Raw genomic sequence first — 18013 nt, forward strand, 5'->3', positions numbered from 1 at the left:
CGCGCGATGACGAAACAAAGCTGGTTTGGATATGCCGCGCTGGCGGCATTTGTGGTCGCGAGCGTCAATGTGCCCGCGCCCTTCGCCGATGCGCGCGAGACGATGCGCGACCGGTTGCGCGAACGGCTCGCCAGCCGGATGGGCGCTGACGAGGGACCGAAGGCGCCGGAGAGCGAGACAATAGCTTATGGCCGCTATCCGCTCCAACGCCTTGATGTCTGGCGGGCGAAGGCGGCGGACACCCACGCACCGCTGATTGTCTTTGTCCATGGCGGCGGCTGGAAACGCGGCAGCAAGGACAATGCGACGGGACGCTTCAAAGCCCTGCATTATCCCGAAAAGGGCTATGCTTTTGCGTCGATCGATTATCGCCTTGTCCCGGGCGCAACGGTCGAACAGCAGGCGGCGGACGTCGCGTCGGCGGTCAGGGCACTGGTGGATCGAGCGGATACACTCGGCATCGACAGGCGGCGGATCGTGCTGATGGGACATAGCGCTGGCGCACATCTTGCCGCCTTGGTCGGCACCGACGAGCGCTATCTGAAAGGCGCCGGACTGTCGTTCGCCAATATCGCCGGTGTCGTCCCGATCGATGGCGCCGCCTATGATGTGCCAGCGCAGACGAGGGACGGGCCACCGATCATGCAGGCAACCTACAAACAGGCATTCGGGACTGATCCGGTCCGACAGAAAGCGTTGTCGCCGACCTTGCAGGCGGCGGCGCCCAATGCGCCGCAATTCATGCTTCTCTATGTTCAGCGTCCCGACGGCGTGCGGCAGGCGAAAGCATTCGGCGATGCACTGACGGCGGGCGGCAGCCTTGTCGAACATGGCAGTTTTCCTGGTGAGGGTCTGCAGGGTCATGCCGAAATCAACCGGCGGCTGGGCGATCCATCCTATGCGCCGACGGCAGCGGTCGACGACTGGCTGAAACGGCTGTTCGCGCGCTGATCGCTGCGATAGGGTTACGTCATGACGAACCTCGACGCGCCTTATCACGCCCATATCTATTACGACCCTGCGGAGCGGTCCGCCGCGGTCGCGTTACGCGATGCCTTCAGTGAAGACCGCGCGATCCTGTTCGTCGGCGCCATGACCGACGGTGCGGCAGGGCCGCATCCGATCGCGCAATATGAGGTTCATTTCCTTGCCCGGTCGCAGGACGCCGTGGTCGCGGCGATCGAGGCGACGGGGCTACGCGCGCTGGTGCATCCGCTGACCGACGACGATCTTGCCGATCATACGACGCTGGCGCAGTGGATTGGCGAACCCGTCGAACTCGATGTGACAGTGCTCGACCCGCCCGGGGTCAACCAGGGCATCCCGCGTTTCGGTGTTTCGGACTTTTAGGCTTCGACCGGTCCGTCGGGACCGAGGATGAACCCGCAGCCGAGTGCCCTTGCATCGTCGTTTTCGGACAGCGCCGCGACCGTCTGCCAGTCGTCGGCGCGCAGGCTGGCCGCGAGCGCGGGGTCATGGCCGAGCGGCAGAAAAATGCGGCGCTCGGCATCATTTTCGGCGCCGAGGCCCGCGTCGATCAGCGGATCGGGATAAAGCGAGAAGCCGACTGCCGATTCTTCCTGTTCACCGACCGGGATCGAATAACCGCCGCCGCGGCCGACCGCGTCGCCCTGTCCCGGCACGAAAATCTGGAAACCGAACCAGCTTTGATAGGCAAAGCCGTGGCGTTCGGTCGGATCGAGCGTCAGCGTGACGCGGTCGCGGATCGGCGCCGCGATGGCTTCGAGCGCATCGATCCGCGCGGTGAGCACGCCGGACGTATCGAACGCGCGTAGATCGGCAACCGCCTGATCGAACGGGCCGGTTGCGCGGAGCAAAGGCAGATAGGCTTCGGCGCCAAGCCGCGTAAGCGCGCCGGCATCCTTGGCATCGAGTTCGTCGCGCAGCTGCTGGATATCGGCATCGACCGGCAGCGGGCCACCCGCGAGCAGGTCGACGACATCGGGCAGGGTGAAGTCGATCGTGACCGGGCCGATCCCAGCGGCTTCGAGCGCGTCGATCGCGACGGTGACGATCTCGCGCGCCGCAGCGACGCTGTCGCTGCCGATCAGTTCGGCGCCGACCTGCAGCATCTCGCGCGCGGGCCGGAGCTGGCTTGCGCGCAGTTTGACGACCTGCCCGGCGTAGCAGAGGCGCAGCGGGCGTGGGGCCTTGGCGAGCAACGAGGTCGCGATGCGACCGACCTGCCGCGTGATGTCGGGGCGCAACGCCAGCGTGCGCTGTGACACCGGGTCGGTGAAACGGAGCAGGTCGCGCGTTGTGCGATCATCTTCGCCGCCGAGTGTTTCGCGGAATTCGGCCAGTGGCGGGGAGACGCGGCCATAGCCATGCGCGCGCATCGCATCGACGAGCGCGCGGGTGACGCGCGACGCGGCCTCCGCCTGTTGCGGAAGGCGATCGCGCAGCCCTTCGGGCAGCAGGGCAGGGGCCTTGGTCATGGAGGTGGCCTTAGGCGGGTGGCGGGAGCGTTTCAACCGCTCCCGCCGAATGGTCAGAACTTCAGACCTTTCACGGTCTTCACGCCCGGAAGTTGGCAAAGTTGCCACAGAAGCGGTTCGGGCATCGGCGAGTCGAGGCTCAAAAGCAGCACCGCTTCGCCGCCTGCGGCGCGGCGGCCGAGGTGGAAGGTGCCGATGTTGAGCCCGGCCTCGCCCAGCGCGGTGCCGATGCGGCCGATGAAGCCCGGCGCGTCCTCGTTGACGATGTAGAGCATGTGGCCGTCGAGATCGGCCTCGACCTTGATGCCGAACATCTCGACCAGGCGCGGGTCGCCGTTGCTGAACAAGGTGCCGGCGACCGAGCGATCGCCTTGTTCCGTGGCCACCGTAACGCGGACGAGCGTGTGGTAGTCGCCGTCGCGGTCGTGACGAACTTCCCGGACATCAAGCCCGCGCTCGCGTGCGAGATGCGGGGCGTTGACCATGTTCACGCTGTCCGAATAGCGGCGCATCAGGCCGGTGAGCACGGCGGCGGTGATCGGCTTGAGGTTCAGTTCGGCGGCGGCACCTTCGACCTCGACCGAGATGGTCGTGAGATTGTCGTGCGCAAGCTGGCCGACGAGGCTGCCGAGCTTTTCGGCGAGGCTCATATAGGGCCGCAGCTTCGGCGCTTCTTCGGCCGACAGGCTGGGCACGTTAAGCGCATTGGTGATCCCGCCGGTCAGCAGATAATCCGAAAGCTGCTCGGCGACCTGGATCGCGACATTTACCTGTGCTTCGTCGGTCGACGCGCCCAGGTGCGGCGTGCAGATGAAGTTCGGCGCGCCGAACAGCGGATGGTCGGCGGCCGGGGGCTCGGTCTGGAACACGTCGAGTGCGGCGCCCGCGACATGGCCGCTATCGAGTGCGTCCTTGAGCGCCGCTTCATCGATCAGCCCGCCGCGCGCGCAGTTGATGATCCGGACGCCCTTTTTCGCCTTGGCGATATTTTCCTTCGACAGGATATTGCGCGTCTGGTCGGTCAGCGGCGTGTGCAGCGTGATGAAATCGGCCTTGGCGAGCAGCGTGTCGAGATCGGCCTTTTCGACGCCGAGTTCGATCGCGCGTTCGGGCGTCAGGAAGGGGTCGAAGGCGACGACTTTCATGCGGAGGCCGAGGGCGCGTTCGGCGACGATGCTGCCGATATTGCCGCAGCCGATCAGACCGAGCGTCTTCGAAGTCAGCTCGACGCCCATGAAGTCATTCTTCGGCCATTTGCCCGCCTGGGTTCCGGCGTTGGCTTCCGGGATCTGGCGCGCGAGGGCGAACATCATCGCGATCGCATGTTCGGCGGTCGTGATGCTGTTGCCGAACGGCGTGTTCATCACGATGACGCCCTTCTTCGACGCCTCGGGAATGTCGACATTGTCGACGCCGATGCCGGCGCGGCCGACGACCTTCAAATTGGTCGCGGCGGCGAGCACGTCGGCGGTGACTTTCGTCGCCGAACGGATTGCAAGGCCGTCATAGTCGCCGATCATCGCGATCAGCTCTTCCTTGGTCTTGCCGGTGATGACGTCGACGTCGATTCCGCGTTCCTTGAAGATCGCGGCGGCTTTGGGGTCCATCTTGTCGGAAATCAGAACTTTGGGAGCGGTCATTGGTTTTTCCTTTAACCTCGTCATTCCCGCGAAAGCGGGAACCCAGTGCGGCAAATCGCCAACGTCAGAACTGGGTCCCCGCTTTCGCGGGGATGACGACAAAATGATTAGGCGGAGAGGGTTTCGTAGGCCCAGTCGAGCCACGGGCCGAGCGCTTCGACATCGGCAGTGTCGACGGTCGCACCGCACCAGATGCGAAGGCCCGGAGGCGCGTCGCGATAGCCCGCGATGTCATAGGCCGCGCCTTCGGCTTCGAGCAGCCCGGCGAACTTCTTGATGAAGGCTTCGTCGGCGCCCGCGACCGATAGGCAGACCGAAGTCTTCGAACGGCTGGCGGGATCGGCGGCGAGGTGGCTCAGCCACTCGCGTTCCGAGACGATCTTGTCGAGCGCCGCGGCATTCGCATCGCTGCGCGCCTTCAGTCCGTCGAGACCGCCAAGCGACTTCGCCCATTCGAGCGCGAAGATCGCGTCCTCGACTGCAAGCATCGACGGGGTGTTGATCGTTTCGCCCTTGAACACGCCCTCGGCAAGCGCGCCCTTGCTGACGAGGCGGAACACCTTCGGCAGCGGCCAGGCGGGGGTATGGTTTTCGAGCCGTTCGACGGCGCGCGGCCCAAGGATCAGCACGCCGTGGCCGCCTTCGCCGCCGAGCACTTTCTGCCAGCTGAAGGTTGCGACGTCGATTTTGTCCCACGGCAGGTCGTAAGCGAACACCGCGCTGGTCGCATCGGCGAAGCTCAGGCCTTCGCGGTCGTCGGGGATCCAGTCGCCATTCGGGACGCGGACGCCCGAAGTGGTGCCGTTCCAGGTGAAGAGGACGTCGTTCGACCAGTCGACCTGCGTCAGGTCGGGAAGCTGGCCGTAATCGGCGCGAATGACGGTCGGATCGAGCTTGAGCTGCTTCGCGGCATCGGTGACCCAGCCCTCGCCGAAGCTCTCCCATGCGAGCGTCGTGACGGGCTTGGCGCCGAGCATGGTCCACATCGCCATTTCAAAGGCGCCGGTGTCCGATCCCGGAACGATGCCGATGCGGTGCGTGTCGGGAAGCTGCAGCATCTCGCGCATCAGGTCGATGCAAAGGGCAAGCCGCGTCTTGCCGATCTTCGCGCGATGCGAACGGCCCAGCGATTCGGTTGCTAGTTTTTCAGGGGACCAGACCGGCGGTTTGGCGCAGGGTCCGGAAGAAAAATAGGGGCGCGTCGGGCGCACCTGTGGCGTCGTCACTTCACTCATCATAGTCTCTCCTTGCAGAGAGCTCGCGCGGCGTTGGGACCGCGTGGCCCGGCGCCGCGTTTAGGGCGGTCGCGCGGGCTGTCAAACAAATTGCACGGACCGCGCGAAATTTTCGACGAGTGGAGGGAAAGGTATACAGCTTGTTAACCATTTCGTCGGTATTTTGACGATATGCCGATCCCGACTTTCCTAAAGCCCCGGATCCTGATCGCCGCCAGCGCGGCGCTGGCGCTATCTGCCTGTTTCGGCTCTCCCGAGGTAATGAAGAACGGCGGCGGCAAGCGTCCGACCGCAAGCAAGCCGAGCCGGCCGCAGGTCGTCGGCACACCGTCCTTCACCAGCGCCGAAGCGCAGCAGTGCGCGTTCGACCTTAAACAGGCGGGCGTCCGCTTCACGCCCCTGCCGAACCAGGATCATGGCGGCGGCTGTACATCGATCGATTCGGTGAAGCTGCTCGATATCGGTACCCCGGTATCGGGCCTCGGCGCGATGACCTGTCCGCTCGCAAAGAATTTCGCGGCATGGGCGCAATATGCGGTGAAGCCCGCAGCGCGGCAATATTTCGGGCAGGAAGTCGTGAAGATCGAGACTTTCGGTACCTATAGCTGCCGCAACATCTATGGCGGCCGATCGGGCCGGATGTCGCAGCACGCTTTTTCGAATGCGATCGACGTGTCGGGCTTTGTGCTCGCTGACGGCCGCCGCATCATGCTCGATGGCGGGTGGAAGGGCGACAAACCGTCGCAGGATTTTCTCCGCGCGCTGCACAAATCGGGCTGTCGCCGTTTCGGCACCGTGCTTGGCCCCGATTACAACGCGGCGCACTATAATCATTTCCATTTCGACATGAGCGGCAACGGCTACTGCCGCTGAACACGCCTCCGTCTTGGCAAAGTCGCGCTAAGGGAGTAGCCGCTCGCTAATGGCAGAAGACAAACAACCCCATCGTTCGCGTTTCCATAAAGCCAAGGACGACGCGCAGTTCGCCAAGCAGGCGACAACCACCCCGCAAACGGCGCACCCCGCCTACAAACTGGCGTTTCAGGACAATGATTTCCTGCTGCGCGAGGATTTGCGTCCCGTTCGTTTCCAGCTCGAGCTGCTCAAGCCCGAATTGCTGCTGGACGAGGCAGGAATCGAATCGACGCTGGTCATCTATGGCTCGGCGCGCATTCCTGAACCCTCGCAGGCGGATGCGCTCGAAACCGCGGCGACCGACGATGCGCAGCGCAACATTGCCCGCCACCTCAAGGCCAAGGCGAAATATTATGACGAGGCGCGCGCGCTGGCGCGGCTCGCGAGCCAATATCCGTGCGACGACAATGGCTGTCGCCACTTCGTCGTCTGTTCGGGCGGCGGGCCGTCGATCATGGAAGCGGCAAACCGCGGCGCCGAAGACGAAGGCCGCGAATCGATCGGGCTCAACATCGTGCTCCCGCACGAGCAGGCGCCCAACCGCTTCGTCACGCCGTCACTAAGCTTCCAGTTCCACTATTTCGCGCTGCGCAAGATGCACTTCCTTCTCCGCGCGCGCGCGGTTGCGGTCTTTCCCGGCGGCTTCGGCACTTTCGACGAGATGTTCGAGCTGCTCACGCTGATCCAGACGGGCAAGATCAAGCCGATCCCGATCGTGCTGTTCGGCAAGGAATTCTGGCAGCGCGTGGTCAATTTTGACGCGCTGGTCGAGGAAGGCGTCGTCAGCGCGCGCGACCTCGACCTGTTCAAATTCGTCGAGACCGCCGACGAGGCGTGGAAGATCATCCAGGATTTCTACGCGAAACTCGATCATCATTGAAAATCTCGTTGCCCCCGCGCAGGCGGGGGCCGCGAGAGACGTTGAGTCAGGTCGACAACGGCCCCCGCTTGCGCGGGGGCGACGAGATTATTTCGACTGGGCTTCCAGATAGAGGATCAGCGCCTTGCGATCGGCGGCGTCGATAACCCCGGCGAACGCCATGCGCGTGCCCGGAACATTCTTCATCGGCGCTTCGAGATAGGCGCCGAGCGCCGCTTCATCCCAGATGCCGCCCTTGGCTTTCATCGCGCCCGAATAGGAGAAGCCGGGATGCGATGCGACCGCGCGTCCGACGACGCCGTGCAGATTAGGGCCGATCCCGTTCGCGCCGCCCTTGTCGATCGTGTGGCACGCGACGCAGCGGCGGAATATCTGTTCGCCCATCGCCGCTGTCGGTTCGACCGCCGGCGCTTCGACAGCGGACTCACCCGCTGCCGGTGCTTCGGCCGGCGTTTCGCTCTTGCCACAACCGGCGAGCGTCAGCGCGCCCGCCAGCAGGACGGGCGCGAGCCGCATTATTTCTTGGCTTCGGCCGGAGCGGGGGTTGCTGCGGCAGGGGCGCCGGCTGCGGCCGGAGCGGCTGCAGCACCTTCGGCTGCCGGTGCAGCGGCGGCGCCTTCGGCCGGAGCCGCGCCTTCTGCCGCGGCGGCGGGCGCTGCTTCGGCTGCGGGCAGCGGCAGGTTCGAGCCCTGTGCGTTCAGATAGACGATCAGATTCGCGCGATCTTCGGGGCTCGACAGGCCCGCGAACGACATTTTGGTGCCGGGAGCGAATTTACGCGGGCTGGTCAGCCACGCGTTCATCTTTTCGAAGTCCCAGCTGCCACCCATGCCGGCGAGCGCGGCCGAGAAGGCGAAACCATGCTTACCATGGCCGATTTCTTCGCCCATCGTACCGAACAGATTCGGACCGATGCCGTTGGCGCCGCCCGAAGCGATCGTGTGGCATGCGGCGCATTTCGCGAATACCGCTTCGCCTTTCGCCGGATCGGCGGCGGCGAGCAGGTTGGCGAGCGGCACGGCCGATTCGCCGCCACCCGCGCCAGCTTCGGCGTCTTCGATCGGAAAGCCGGGCTTTTCGGGATTGTGGCTGGCAAACAACATGCTCGACCCGATCGTCAGGCCCAGCGCGCAAATGCCAGCAAAAAGCACCCAGCCGGCAATAGTATTGTTGCGATTGTCCATGCTCTAGCAGCCCCGTTTACGGGCGCCCGCTTACCGGGCGCATATTTGATTTGGACGCTCCCTTACTGGCGCGGCGGCGACGGCGCAAGGGGATGAAATCGCGCGAGGGACCGGCCGTGCACCGGTTGCGCAGGTGCGGTAGGGCGGCTATGCGCCGCGGCTCCAGCTTGGGAAGGCAATCATGGGCAGTTATTCGGCTTCGGCACAGCATCTGGTCGACGAAATGCGCGCAGCGGCACTCGCCGAACCCGCGCGCGGGCTGGCGTTCCAAGGCGCGCCGGGCGCGAACAGCGACCTCGCCGCGCGCGAATATGACGCAAACTCGCTGCCGCTGCCCTGCTATGCATTTCAGGACGCGATCGACGCCGTGCGCGATGGCCGCGTCGACCGCGCGATCATTCCGATTGAAAACAGCCTGCACGGCCGCGTCGCCGACATTCACTTCCTGCTACCCGAATCCGGTCTGTCGATCGTCGGCGAGCATTTTCTGCCGATCCGCTATGGCTTGATGAGCCGCGATCTTGGCCCTGTGACGCGCGCGATGAGCCATGAGCAGGCGCTCGGCCAATGCCGTCACTGGCTGCGCACCAACAATATCGCGCCGGTCGCGCACAGCGATACGGCAGGCGCTGCCGCATGGGTCGCCGACAGCGACGAGGTCGGCCTTGCTGCACTCGCGCCGCCGCACGCCGCCGAACTCTATGGGCTGACGCTGCACGGTACCGGGATGGAGGACGCCGATCACAATACGACGCGTTTCGTCATACTAGCGCGCGAACCGCTGGCCGATGTTGCGGCGATCACCGGCCCGGTGATGACGACCTTCATGTTCGAGGTGAAGAATATCCCCGCCGCGCTTTACAAGGCGCTCGGCGGCTTTGCGACCAATGGCGTCAATATGACCAAGCTAGAAAGCTATCAGACCGGTGACAGCTTTGCTGCGACGCAATTTTACTGCGATATCGTCGGCGCGCCGGGCGACGAGCGGATTGACCGCGCGCTCGAGGAGCTCGATTTCCAGACCAAGTCGCTGCGCTTGCTGGGAACCTATCCGCAGGCGCGCGAGCGGCGCTGAAACTCAGGAGGAGTAGCGGCACCAGCACGCTCCCCCACCCGGCCTCCCATAGGCTACTATCGTTGGGGAGGCCAGGTGGGGGAGCGTGCTGGTGCCCCTACGCCACGTATCAGTTTCCGCGGCGCCGCAGCATCCGCGCGGTCGCGGACGTCTGGACGATGAACAGCGTGACGAGAATGCTCGCGACCACGAGGGCGAACAGGTCGAAGGCTGAAAAATTGGTGCCGCCGATATCGCCGCCACCGATGATCGGCATCGAAATCGTCATCGCCATCAGCATCAGCCGCAGCTCGGTCGGGCCGCCCGCCATATAGGACAGGCGGAATTCGCCGAGGATCTTCGCGGCAATGAACGTGTGTATCGATAGCAGAAAATAGCCGATCACTGCCATCAGCGCGACGTCGAGCCGCATATAGGGGCTCATCCCGATCGCGCTGATCATCAGCAGTGTCGCAAGCGCATCGACGCTGTGATCGACAAAATAACCATAGTTCGGCCGCTCGATCCCGCGCCAGCGCGCCAGGCTGCCGTCCAGCGAATCGCCGAACCAGTTGACGATATAGCCGGCCAGCGAAAGCCCGAGCCATTCGCTGTCGAACCAGCTGAGCAGATAACCCGCCGCGACGAGCACCGCTCCGGCGAAGCCGAGCGTGGTAAGCTGGTCGGGGGTGACCCAGCCCGGAAGGCGCGCGCATAACCAGTTGAGAAGACGGCGCTCGCTGCGCGCGAGGATGTTCTGCTGGATGCGGACCGGCGCTTTTGCGACGGGTTCGAACTTGCTCATGAGGACCCTTTGTTGCCGGCTGTCACATAAGTGCCGGCCAGATGTCATCGCGGCGTCATAGAGGCAAAGTTGCGTTTGCGAAAGGGCAGGGCGGTCGGTGCGGCGCGTGCGTGCGACGATCAGTCCTGCCAGGGCCCGATTTCTCCGACCTCGCCGATCGTGCGATACCGCACCGCATCGTCCACCCATGCGACTTCCCACATCGGCGCCGGGCGGGCCCATTCGCCGATCACGAACAGTGGCAGCCTGTTCGCGGCGACAAAGGCCAGGTCGTCGGGGGTGGGACCAGGGACGATGGTTTCGGAGCGCTGGTGAAGGCGAATGACCGCGAATGTTCTCGCTGGCGGGGCTGGCAAGGACTGTCGCACCGGAAAGCCGATGCTTGCGGCGATGACCGGATAGCCCTTGTCGTCGCGCGCGATCAGCAGAACCTTGTCGGCCGTCGCATAGGGACCGCCCACGGGGCGGCCGACGACCTTGCGGCCCGCGATCGCAGCGAATTCGCGCAGATCGGTTTCGGCAATCGGCGATGGGCGCGCGGGCGCCGAAACGGGCGCGGTTTCAGCAGGCGCACCGGAGGGATCGGCGGTAAGCGCCGCGACGAACATCAGGGCAGCGATCAATGTGCTTCGCCCCAGCTTTTGCCGATGCCGACTTCCACCTCAAGCGGGACCGAGAGTTTGAGCGCGGGCTCAGCTGCTGCCGACATCACCCCGCGGATGACAGCACCCGCGGCCTCGGCCTTGTCTTCGGGCGCTTCGAAGACGAGTTCGTCATGGACCTGGAGCAGCATGCGAACGTCGGAGAGTCCGGCGTCCTCCAGCGCCTTTGGCATCCGCGCCATCGCGCGCTTGATCAGGTCGGCGCTCGTGCCCTGGATCGGCGCATTGATCGCGGCGCGCTCGCTGCCCGCGCGTTCATTCTGGTTCGCGGCCTTGATACGCGGGAACCAGGTTTTGCGGCCGAACAAGGTCTCGGTATAGCCTTTGGCGCGGGCGCTTTCGAGCGTGTCGGTGATATAGTCCGAAATCCCAGGAAACCGCTCGAAATAGCGCGCGATCAGCGCCTGCGCCTCGTCGGGCGTGACTTCGAGGCGGCCCGCAAGACCCCAGCGCGAAATGCCGTAGAGGATCGAGAAATTGACCGTCTTCGCCTTGCCGCGCGTGTCGCGATTGACCTCGCCGAACAATTCGATCGCGGTCGCGCTATGGATGTCGTCGCCGCGCGCAAAGGCTTCCTTGAGCTCGGGGACGTCCGCCATATGCGCGGCAAGCCTGAGTTCGATCTGGCTATAGTCGGCGGCGATCAGGACATGGCCGGGCGCGGCGATGAAGGCGTCGCGGATCTGGCGCCCGGTTTCGGTGCGGATCGGGATGTTCTGAAGGTTCGGGTCGGTCGACGACAATCGTCCGGTCTGCGCGCCGACGAGGCTGTAGCTGGTGTGGACACGCCCGGTCGTCGCATTAATCTGTTGCTGCAGCGCATCGGTATAGGTCGACTTCAGCTTCGAAAGTTGACGCCATTCCAAGATTTTGCGGGCGATCGGTACGCCGTCGCGCTCGAGCCGTTCGAGTTCGCTGAGGTCGGTCGACCAGTCGCCCGACTTGCCCTTGCGGCCGCCCTTGAGGCCAAGTTTGTCGAACAGGATTTCGCCGAGTTGCTTCGGGCTGCCGATCGCGAACGGCTGACCTGCAAGGCCGTGAATTTCGCCCTCGATACGCAGCATGTCGGTCGCGAATTCGCCCGACAGGCGCGCGAGATATTCGCGGTCGACCATGATGCCGGCGCGCTCCATGCCCTCGACGATCGACGCCAGCGGGCGGTCGACCATCTCGTAGATTCGCGTCCCGCCCTCGATGGGCAGGCGCAGCTTCAGCAGCTTCCACAGGCGCAGCGCGACGTCGGCATCTTCGGCGGCATATTGCGTCGCGCGGTCGAGCGGCACCTCTGCAAAGCTGATCTGCGACTTGCCCGTCCCGCACATTTCCTTGAAGGTCAGACACGTGTGATCGAGGTGAAGCTTGGCCAGTTCGTCGAGGCCGTGCTGATGCTTGCCAGCATCGAGCGCAAAGCTCATCACCAGCGTGTCGTCATAGGGCGCGACGGTGACGCCATGCTGCGCGAGCACGCCGATGTCATATTTCAGATTATGCCCGACCTTCAGCACCGCATCGTCGGCGAACAGTGCGTGCAGGCGCCCGATCGCGACATCCATCGCGATCTGCTCGGGCTTTTCGGCGAACATGTCGGTGCCGCCGTGACCGAGCGGGATATAGCAGGCGCGGCCCGGCGCGGTGGCCATGCTGACCCCGACGAGACGGCCGGTGACGCTGTCGAGGCTTGCCGTTTCGGTGTCGATCCCGACGACATGCGCGGCATGCGCTTCGGCGATCCAGCGATCGAGCGCTTCGACCGTGGTGATGCATTCATAAGCCGACCGGTCGATGGGCGGCATGGCGGGCAGCGTCGGCGTCGATGGCCCTGCGACAGCGGCAACCGGCGCGGCGTTGGCGCGCGGGAAGGTCGGCGGGCCGCCAGGCGTGGCGCCAAGATCGAGCTTGGCCGACAACGATCGGAAACCATGTTCGTCGAGGAACAGCTTGAGCGGTTCAGGCGGGATCGCCCCGAGCTTCAGCGTATCGAGCGCGTCGGGCAGCGCAACGTCGCGCTTCAGGTCGACCAGGATGCGCGACAGTTCGGCCATCGCGCGATGCTCGATCAGATTGTCGCGCAGCTTGCTGGCCTTCATCGTCTCGGCGCCGTCGAGCGCGGCGGCGAGATTGCCATATTCCTGGATCAGCTTGGTCGCGGTCTTTGGCCCGACCCCGCGCACGCCGGGGACATTATCGACACTGTCGCCCATCAGCGCGAGCACGTCGCCGACCAGATCGGGGGTGACGCCGAACTTCTCGTTCACCGCTTCCAATCCCAGCCGGACATTCTTCATCGTGTCGAGCATGTCGACCTGAGGACCTTCGGCGGGTTCGCGGATCAGCTGCATCAGGTCCTTGTCGGACGAAACGATCGTGACGTCCCAGCCTTCGCGCACGGCGGCTTCGGCATAGGAGGCGATCAGGTCGTCCGCCTCAAACCCCTCCATCTCGATGCAAGGCAGCGAAAAGGCACGCGTCGCGTCGCGGATCAGCGGGAATTGCGGGCGCAGATCCTCGGGCGGCTCGGGCCGGTTCGCCTTATACTGGTCGTAGATTTCGTTGCGGAACGACTGGCTGCTATGGTCCAGGATCACCGCAAGATGCGTCGGCCCGTCGGCGTCGTGGAGATCCTTTGCGAGCTTCCACAGCATCGTCGTGTAGCCATAGACCGCGCCGACGGGCACCCCCTTGGGGTTCGTCAGCGGCGGCAGGCGGTGATAGGCGCGGAAGATGTAGCTGGAGCCATCGACCAGATAGAGATGATTCTTGTCCGACATGGCGCGGATGTAGCAGGGGAGGCGCGGGCGGCCTAGGGCGCTGTTCCCGCTTTCTTCCTCTTTGCGTTGCGCCATCGTTCGATGCCTTGCCATGCGAGCCACGCGGCAAGCGGAAGCCCGACCGCGCCGAGCATGAGCAGTCCGGACGATGCGCTCTCGACAGCGGCCGCACCGATCGCCGCGAACACCACCGCCACGCCCAGATTGCCGAGCGCCATCGCCAGTACGAAGCGCCAGAACGCCATTCCGGCCACGCCCGCCGCGATAGCCACCACTTCACAAAGGATCGGGACGGGCCGCGAGATGATGAGCGCGATCGGGCCGGCCTGCTCGGCGAGCCGGTGCGCGCGGTCGAGGTCGTCGGCGCCCAGTAGTCTTGCAGCGAGCGGCCGGGCGGCCCAACGCCCGATCGCATAGCCCGCAAGGCTTGCGCCCATCAGGCCAAGCCATATGACGACCGTACCGATTGTGAAGCCGAAGGCCGCGCCCGCCAGCGTGTTGGTCACGCCGTTGGGAACGGGCAAAAAGACATCGAGGGTCAGCGCACCGACGATCAGCGCCGCGGCAGCAAACGGGCGTTCGTCCGACGCCGCCAGCACCGCATCGCTCGCCGCCATGAACTGATCGCGAAAGGCAAGGGGGATCAGGACGACGGAAACCAGTATCGCGGCAACGGCCAGCGTTCGGGTCAGCGGGGCGGCGCGATCGACCATAGCCCGGCGTAATCCGGCGTTCGTGAAGAATGAAGCGAATATGATCCGCGATGCCCTGAGGGCGGGGGTGGGTGGGGGCGTCGGTTCTGGGGCGGGGGAGCTGCCGTTGCCCTCTTTGGACATCGCCCGGCTGGATCCGGATCGGATCGGCGCAAGAGCCGCGCAATATTCCAAAGTTCAGGAAAGTTCAGCCCATTGAGCGCCCCGATCTGCAAGTCGTGGGGTGCTGGATGTGCGCGGCACGTCCGATAATGGTCGTACCCGCAAGCTGGGCAGCGACCGCATTTTTGTTCACCGAATGAAAGAGCCGGATGAAGGCTGGCACGGCCGGATAATGTAGGAAAGACCTATTTGAAGGCGATGTCTGTTTTGGGGTGGGGAGCGGACGTTTGCTACTAGGTTGTACCCCGGCGAAGGCCGGGGCCCAGGGCATTGGAAAGCCGAGCTGTGCGGATTGCCGCCCTGGACCCCGGCCTTCGCCGGGGCACATATTACCGTCGTTAGTGTCCGGTCGTTTCTTCGCTCTCGTCATCCCGGGCTTGACCCGGGATCCCGCTTTTTGACGCACTCACTGGCTTCGGCGTCAAGCGGGACCCCGGGTCAAGCCCGGGGTGACGAGGAGAGAATCTGTCCGCAATCGGTCGCTAGCGGTAGTTTCCGCCGCTTATCGATACTCGATTATGAGCTTCGACGCTGCCGCAACAGCCGCCGCGCGCGCCTCGTCGGTGGTGCCGCCCGCGACCTTGGCCAGCGCGACGCCCATGCGGCGGTATGGCCGCGTCACGGGTTTGCCAAAGATGCGCGCATCGATGGCGGTTGCGGTGTTCGGCGGCGTTAGTGCGTCGGCGAGGCCGGTGATCGCGAAATCGGCAGCATCGCGGTCGGCGAGCAGCACGGCGCTTGCGCTGGCGTCGGCTACGGTGATCGCCGGGATGGGCAGGCCGAGGATCGCACGCGCATGCAGGTCGAATTCCGAGAGCGATTGCGAGATTAGCGTCACCATTCCCGTGTCGTGCGGGCGCGGCGAGAGTTCGGAGAAGATGACCTCGTCGCCCTTCACGAAATATTCGACGCCGAAGATGCCGTGGCCGCCAAGGGCATCGACGACCTTGGTCGCCATGTCCTGCGCCGCGGCGAGCGCCGCATCCGACATCGCTGCGGGCTGCCAGCTTTCGCGATAGTCGCCGCGTTCCTGCCGGTGGCCGATTGGCGGGCAGAAAGTTACGCCGTCCTTGTGACGAACGGTGAGCAGGGTGATTTCATAGTCGAAGTCGATAAACGCCTCGGCGATCACGCGCAGCCGGTCGCCGCGCATCCCGGCGGCGGCATAATCCCACGCGGCGTCGATGCCGGCGGCGTCCTTCACCGTGCTCTGTCCCTTGCCCGACGAGGACATCACCGGTTTGACGACGAGCGGGAAGCCGATGCGTCCGGCCGCCGCAGCCAGCTCTTCGCGGGTGGTCGCATATTCGAAGGTCGATGTCCTGAGGCCGAGTTCGCTCGCGGCGAGGTCGCGGATCGCGTCGCGGTTCATCGTGAGCTGCGCCGCGCGCGCCGAGGGAACGACGTGGAAGCCCTCGGCTTCGACTTCGGCGAGGATTTCGGTGCGGATCGCCTCGACCTCGGGGACGATATGATCGGGCCGATGCTTCTCTATGGTCGCGCGTAACGCGTCGCCGTCGAGCATCGAGAAGACTTCGAAGCCGTCGGCGACCTGCATAGCGGGCGCCCCTTCATAGCTGTCGCAGGCGATCACGCGGCAACCGAGCCGCTTCGCCGAAATCACGAATTCGCGGCCCAGTTCGCCCGAACCGAGCAGAAGAATGGTGGCGGTGGGGGTCATGGCAGTCTTTCCATCGAGGTTGGGCGCAAGATTCGGGACGCATCGCTACGTGGGCTCCGCCATATGAATTTCAGCATCAAAGTGCGACAGCGAATGACAGATAGAGGAACCATCCCGTGACTTATTATTCCAAAACAATCTGGTCGCCCGTTGGCGAATTGACACTGGTCGCCGACGATCGCGGTCTCGCCGCCATATTGTGGGAAAATGACAGCCCCGACCGGGTCCGGCTCGGCGCGCTCACGGAAAAGGCGGGCCATCCGGTTCTCGTCGAAACCGAACGGCAATTGGCCGAATATTTTGCCGGCGAACGCCGCGCGTTCGACGTGCCGCTATCCTTTGCAGGGACCGATTTCCAGAAGCGCGTGTGGGCGGCGCTGCTCGCCATCCCGTTCGGCGAGACTCGCAGCTATGGCGAGATCGCCGATCAACTCGGCAATCCGGGTGCTTCGCGCGCGGTGGGCGCCGCCAACGGCCGCAACCCGATTTCGATCATCGCGCCATGCCATCGCGTCGTCGGATCGAACGGCAAGTTGACGGGCTTTGCGGGCGGGCTGGAGGCCAAGGCGTATCTGCTCGATCTCGAACGGATCGATTAAAGGTCGAGCGTGCGGATTTCGGGGATGAGCTTCCACCACAGCAGGGCGCCGAGCAGCGACAGCGCGGCGGCCGTCGCAAAGGCGTAGCCATAGCCGCCGAGGTAATCGACGATCAGCCCGGTGATGATCGGGCCCACGATGCCCGAGATATTGCCAAGCGCATTCTGTACGCCGATCCAGCTGCCCGCGGCGCGCGGCCCCGCGAAAATCTGGCCGATGGCGAAGAGATTGGTGGCGATCAAACCCGCGCCGAAGCCCGCGACCGCCAGCCACGCCGCCAACGCGGCAAAGCCGTCAGCGACGGCGATGCCGGCGGTCGCCGTGCCGATGGCGATTTGTCCCGCGATCATCAGCCAGCGGCGCACCTCGCCTTCATTGGCGCCCCTCGCGACCATCCGGTCGGACAACCAGCCGCCGACGAGTGCGACGATCCCCTGCGCCGTGAAACTCAGCGTCGTCAGCGCCGTCATTTCGCCGATCGAATAGCCCCGCGTATTGACGAGATAGAGCGGCAGCCACGCGAGCAGGAAATAAAAGCCGTAGTTCGACAGGAAATGGACGACGCTCATCTTCCATAGCGCCGGCACGCGGAGCAGGCGGCGGATCGAGACACGTTCGCTCGCCGGCACTGTTTGCGCACGTGCCCGCATCGGTGCCGCGGCGAATTGCCAGGGAATAAGCCATAGCAGCGTCACCGCGCCGAAAATCCAGAAGACCGGCCGCCACCCCCATTCGCCGAGGATCGCGCCGCCGGTGAGCACCCCGATGGCCGGACCGAAGGCGATCGCCGCGGACACCGACGCATTCGCGATGCCGCGCCGCTCGACGGGAACTTCGGCGGCGAAAATCTTGCTGCTGCCGGGAAAGGCGATACTCTCGCCAAGCCCGAGGAACAGCCGCAGGACGATCAGCGATATCAGCCCGCCGGCGAAACCGGTGAGCGCCGTGCTGATCGCCCAGACCGCGACGCCAAGCGCAAAGACCCGATAGACGCAGAAACGGTCGCAGAGCCAGCCGACGAACAGGCAGGCCGGGGCATAGACCCAGAAGAAGGCCGAGACGGCAAGGCCGAAGCCGGTAGCCGACAGCCCCAACTCCTCCTTCATCAGCGGAGCCGCAACGCCGATTGCGCCGCGATCGACATAGTTCAGGAGCACCGACAGCGCGATCAGCGCGACCACCCAGGTCACCCGTTTTCCGTCGGCCCGGCCTTCGATCGATTGTGTCGCCATATTCAAGCGCTCCCCTGCCCGGTG

The 18013-nt window shown here is 64.7% G+C and carries 17 protein-coding genes; 6 read left to right on the forward strand and 11 right to left on the reverse strand.

Features of this window, described 5'->3' with window-relative positions:
* Window positions 1–6 precede the first annotated feature (6 nt).
* Together KEC45_RS03230 and KEC45_RS03235 are read left to right on the forward strand one after the other, a co-directional pair.
* Complete coding sequence (locus tag KEC45_RS03230) at window positions 7–951, forward strand: alpha/beta hydrolase (RefSeq protein ID WP_252171484.1); 945 nt, start codon at window positions 7–9, stop codon at window positions 949–951.
* Between the two features lie 21 nt (window positions 952–972).
* Entirely contained in the window at window positions 973–1350 is a 378-nt protein-coding gene (locus KEC45_RS03235) for a DOPA 4,5-dioxygenase family protein (protein ID WP_062184275.1), read from the forward strand.
* Here KEC45_RS03235 and KEC45_RS03240 read toward each other — a convergent pair.
* The 3 genes from KEC45_RS03240 to KEC45_RS03250 all read right to left on the reverse strand — a co-directional run bounded on the left by KEC45_RS03240 (window position 1347) and on the right by KEC45_RS03250 (window position 5334).
* Complete coding sequence (locus KEC45_RS03240; RefSeq protein ID WP_062184272.1) at window positions 1347–2459, reverse strand: ATP phosphoribosyltransferase regulatory subunit; 1113 nt, start codon at window positions 2457–2459, stop codon at window positions 1347–1349. The genes KEC45_RS03235 and KEC45_RS03240 overlap by 4 nt on opposite strands.
* A gap of 53 nt (window positions 2460–2512) precedes the next feature.
* Entirely contained in the window at window positions 2513–4099 is a 1587-nt protein-coding gene (gene serA / locus KEC45_RS03245; RefSeq protein ID WP_062184271.1) for a phosphoglycerate dehydrogenase, read from the reverse strand.
* Between the two features lie 107 nt (window positions 4100–4206).
* Entirely contained in the window at window positions 4207–5334 is a 1128-nt protein-coding gene (locus tag KEC45_RS03250; protein WP_062186767.1) for a phosphoserine transaminase, read from the reverse strand.
* 171 nt (window positions 5335–5505) lie between these two features.
* Between KEC45_RS03250 and KEC45_RS03255 the strand changes: the two genes are divergently transcribed.
* Both KEC45_RS03255 and KEC45_RS03260 read left to right on the forward strand, forming a co-directional pair.
* Window positions 5506–6207 (forward strand): extensin family protein, encoded by a 702-nt coding sequence (locus KEC45_RS03255; RefSeq protein WP_062184268.1) that lies wholly within the window; start codon window positions 5506–5508, stop codon window positions 6205–6207.
* Window positions 6208–6256: 49 nt separating this feature from the next.
* A complete protein-coding gene (locus KEC45_RS03260; protein ID WP_062184265.1) occupies window positions 6257–7129 on the forward strand; it encodes an LOG family protein in 873 nt (290 codons plus the stop codon).
* Window positions 7130–7216: 87 nt separating this feature from the next.
* On the opposite strand, the gene KEC45_RS03265 is transcribed toward KEC45_RS03260, so the two are convergent.
* Together KEC45_RS03265 and KEC45_RS03270 are read right to left on the reverse strand one after the other, a co-directional pair.
* Entirely contained in the window at window positions 7217–7645 is a 429-nt protein-coding gene (locus KEC45_RS03265) for a cytochrome c family protein (RefSeq protein WP_252171485.1), read from the reverse strand.
* Window positions 7645–8313, reverse strand: a complete 669-nt coding sequence (locus KEC45_RS03270; protein ID WP_252171486.1) for a cytochrome c family protein — start codon at window positions 8311–8313, stop codon at window positions 7645–7647. Before KEC45_RS03270 ends, KEC45_RS03265 begins: the two co-directional genes overlap by 1 nt.
* A gap of 181 nt (window positions 8314–8494) precedes the next feature.
* On the opposite strand from KEC45_RS03270, the gene KEC45_RS03275 reads away from it, so the two are divergent.
* Window positions 8495–9388: a prephenate dehydratase gene (locus tag KEC45_RS03275; protein WP_062183199.1), complete on the forward strand. Its 894-nt coding sequence runs from the start codon at window positions 8495–8497 to the stop codon at window positions 9386–9388.
* A 109-nt stretch (window positions 9389–9497) separates the two neighbouring features.
* Here the strand turns inward: KEC45_RS03275 and KEC45_RS03280 are convergent, their stop codons facing one another.
* The 5 genes from KEC45_RS03280 to purT all read right to left on the reverse strand — a co-directional run bounded on the left by KEC45_RS03280 (window position 9498) and on the right by purT (window position 16158).
* Window positions 9498–10172 carry a CDP-alcohol phosphatidyltransferase family protein gene (locus KEC45_RS03280; protein ID WP_062183196.1) on the reverse strand — a complete coding sequence of 225 codons (675 nt, stop codon included), beginning with the start codon at window positions 10170–10172 and terminating at the stop codon, window positions 9498–9500.
* A gap of 119 nt (window positions 10173–10291) precedes the next feature.
* On the reverse strand, window positions 10292–10795 hold the full coding sequence (locus KEC45_RS03285) for a hypothetical protein (protein WP_062183193.1): 504 nt from the start codon (window positions 10793–10795) through the stop codon (window positions 10292–10294).
* Window positions 10792–13602 carry a DNA polymerase I gene (polA, locus tag KEC45_RS03290; protein ID WP_062184256.1) on the reverse strand — a complete coding sequence of 937 codons (2811 nt, stop codon included), beginning with the start codon at window positions 13600–13602 and terminating at the stop codon, window positions 10792–10794. Before polA ends, KEC45_RS03285 begins: the two co-directional genes overlap by 4 nt.
* Before the next feature lie 32 nt (window positions 13603–13634).
* Window positions 13635–14315 carry a TVP38/TMEM64 family protein gene (locus KEC45_RS03295; protein WP_062183190.1) on the reverse strand — a complete coding sequence of 227 codons (681 nt, stop codon included), beginning with the start codon at window positions 14313–14315 and terminating at the stop codon, window positions 13635–13637.
* A 664-nt stretch (window positions 14316–14979) separates the two neighbouring features.
* Window positions 14980–16158: a formate-dependent phosphoribosylglycinamide formyltransferase gene (gene purT / locus KEC45_RS03300; protein ID WP_062183187.1), complete on the reverse strand. Its 1179-nt coding sequence runs from the start codon at window positions 16156–16158 to the stop codon at window positions 14980–14982.
* Between the two features lie 116 nt (window positions 16159–16274).
* Between purT and KEC45_RS03305 the strand changes: the two genes are divergently transcribed.
* A complete protein-coding gene (locus KEC45_RS03305; RefSeq protein ID WP_062183184.1) occupies window positions 16275–16757 on the forward strand; it encodes a methylated-DNA--[protein]-cysteine S-methyltransferase in 483 nt (160 codons plus the stop codon).
* On the opposite strand, the gene KEC45_RS03310 is transcribed toward KEC45_RS03305, so the two are convergent.
* Window positions 16754–17989: an MFS transporter gene (locus KEC45_RS03310; RefSeq protein WP_062183181.1), complete on the reverse strand. Its 1236-nt coding sequence runs from the start codon at window positions 17987–17989 to the stop codon at window positions 16754–16756. The genes KEC45_RS03305 and KEC45_RS03310 overlap by 4 nt on opposite strands.
* Between the last annotated feature and the right edge of the window lie 24 nt (window positions 17990–18013).

Origin of the sequence: Sphingopyxis sp. USTB-05 (assembly GCF_023822045.1) — a bacterium.
In the GTDB taxonomy this organism is placed as follows: Bacteria; Pseudomonadota; Alphaproteobacteria; order Sphingomonadales; family Sphingomonadaceae; genus Sphingopyxis.

Coding starts and splice junctions, on each gene's coding strand:
- KEC45_RS03235 (WP_062184275.1), top strand. CDS start 973: ATGACGAACCTCGACGCGCCTTATCACGCCCATATCTATTACGACCCT.
- KEC45_RS03230 (WP_252171484.1), top strand. CDS start 7: ATGACGAAACAAAGCTGGTTTGGATATGCCGCGCTGGCGGCATTTGTG.
- KEC45_RS03255 (WP_062184268.1), top strand. CDS start 5,506: ATGCCGATCCCGACTTTCCTAAAGCCCCGGATCCTGATCGCCGCCAGC.
- purT (WP_062183187.1), bottom strand. CDS start 16,158: ATGACCCCCACCGCCACCATTCTTCTGCTCGGTTCGGGCGAACTGGGC.
- KEC45_RS03270 (WP_252171486.1), bottom strand. CDS start 8,313: ATGGACAATCGCAACAATACTATTGCCGGCTGGGTGCTTTTTGCTGGC.
- KEC45_RS03240 (WP_062184272.1), bottom strand. CDS start 2,459: ATGACCAAGGCCCCTGCCCTGCTGCCCGAAGGGCTGCGCGATCGCCTT.
- KEC45_RS03280 (WP_062183196.1), bottom strand. CDS start 10,172: ATGAGCAAGTTCGAACCCGTCGCAAAAGCGCCGGTCCGCATCCAGCAG.
- KEC45_RS03250 (WP_062186767.1), bottom strand. CDS start 5,334: ATGAGTGAAGTGACGACGCCACAGGTGCGCCCGACGCGCCCCTATTTT.
- KEC45_RS03275 (WP_062183199.1), top strand. CDS start 8,495: ATGGGCAGTTATTCGGCTTCGGCACAGCATCTGGTCGACGAAATGCGC.
- KEC45_RS03310 (WP_062183181.1), bottom strand. CDS start 17,989: ATGGCGACACAATCGATCGAAGGCCGGGCCGACGGAAAACGGGTGACC.
- polA (WP_062184256.1), bottom strand. CDS start 13,602: ATGTCGGACAAGAATCATCTCTATCTGGTCGATGGCTCCAGCTACATC.
- KEC45_RS03295 (WP_062183190.1), bottom strand. CDS start 14,315: ATGGTCGATCGCGCCGCCCCGCTGACCCGAACGCTGGCCGTTGCCGCG.
- serA (WP_062184271.1), bottom strand. CDS start 4,099: ATGACCGCTCCCAAAGTTCTGATTTCCGACAAGATGGACCCCAAAGCC.
- KEC45_RS03260 (WP_062184265.1), top strand. CDS start 6,257: ATGGCAGAAGACAAACAACCCCATCGTTCGCGTTTCCATAAAGCCAAG.
- KEC45_RS03265 (WP_252171485.1), bottom strand. CDS start 7,645: ATGCGGCTCGCGCCCGTCCTGCTGGCGGGCGCGCTGACGCTCGCCGGT.